Below are 1110 nucleotides of genomic sequence, written 5' to 3' on the forward strand. Positions count from 1 at the left end.
GGCGGTTTCAAGGGCGAAGTGCAACACCTCGCGGGTTACTGAACAGGAGCGCGATCCGTGGGGTTAGCCAGAATCTGAGCAAGGATTTCCAGAGGCGTGTGCCAGTTCAGCGTGGCCCGCGGACGTGTATTGAGCTTGTCAGCAATCGAGTCGAGGTCTTCTTGAGTGTGGATGGACAGATCCGTGCCCTTGGGCAAGTACTGGCGCAGCAGGCCGTTGGTGTTTTCGCAGGTACCGCGCTGCCAAGGGCTGTGCGGATCGCAGAAGTACACACGCACGTTGGTCGCGGCCGTCAGCTCGGCATGCCGCGTCATCTCGCGGCCCTGATCGTAGGTCAACGTCTGGCGCAGCGGCTTGACGAGCGATTGCAGTTTGGTCGTGAAGGCGGCCAGCGCCGACGCAGCAGTCGCGTCCGGCATCTTGGCCAGCAGCACCGCGCGGCTCATGCGCTCGACGAGCACGGCCACGGAGGACTTGTTGGCCGCCCCCTTGATGAGGTCACCTTCCCAGTGGCCCGGCATGAGGCGATCGTTGATCTCGGGCGGCCGCACGTGGATGCTGACCATGTCGGGAATCGTTTCGCGCCGATCGGTGCCACGCGATCGCGGCAGGCGTTTGTTACGGTGCTGACGCAGACAGGCAATCAGTTCGCGGCGCAACTCGCCGCGAGGCTGAGCATAGATCGCGTTGTAAATCGTTTCGTGGGACACGTTCAGGCTCGGCTCGTCGGAGAAGGTCCGCTTCAGGGTAGCCGCGATCTCCTGCGGCGACCACTGGCGCTCGCGCAGAAGCTGGCAAACGACACTCCAGAGAACCGAGTCGGACGCAAGCTTCAGCGTTGGCCGGGCAGCCTGGCGACGAGTGTTGCGGGACGCTTGGGCGACCCGCGGGCAGTACAGGCCGTTGGTCTGCGTATTGCGTGCCAGCTCGCGACTCAGTGTCGACGGCGCGCGCTTGAGCTTGCGGGCAATCGCCCGCAAGCTCAAGCCCTCGTCACGCCAGAAATCGATTCGCATACGTTCTTCAGGTTGAAGTTGTTGGTACGTTCTCTTTGCCATTCGCGGACATTACCGGATGGCGAGAGTGTTGCACTTCAGATTTGAGGCCGCC

Annotated in this window: 1 protein-coding gene; it reads right to left on the reverse strand. The window is 62.7% G+C overall.

What is annotated here, in order from left to right; genetic code table 11:
- Positions 1-35: 35 nt before the first annotated feature.
- Complete coding sequence (locus tag HWX22_RS31245) at positions 36-1058, reverse strand: IS30 family transposase (RefSeq protein WP_175912701.1); 1023 nt, start codon at positions 1056-1058, stop codon at positions 36-38.
- Positions 1059-1110 lie beyond the last annotated feature (52 nt).

The organism is Burkholderia sp. BCC1638, assembly GCF_902833195.1.
Lineage (GTDB): Bacteria > Pseudomonadota > Gammaproteobacteria > Burkholderiales > Burkholderiaceae > Burkholderia > Burkholderia diffusa.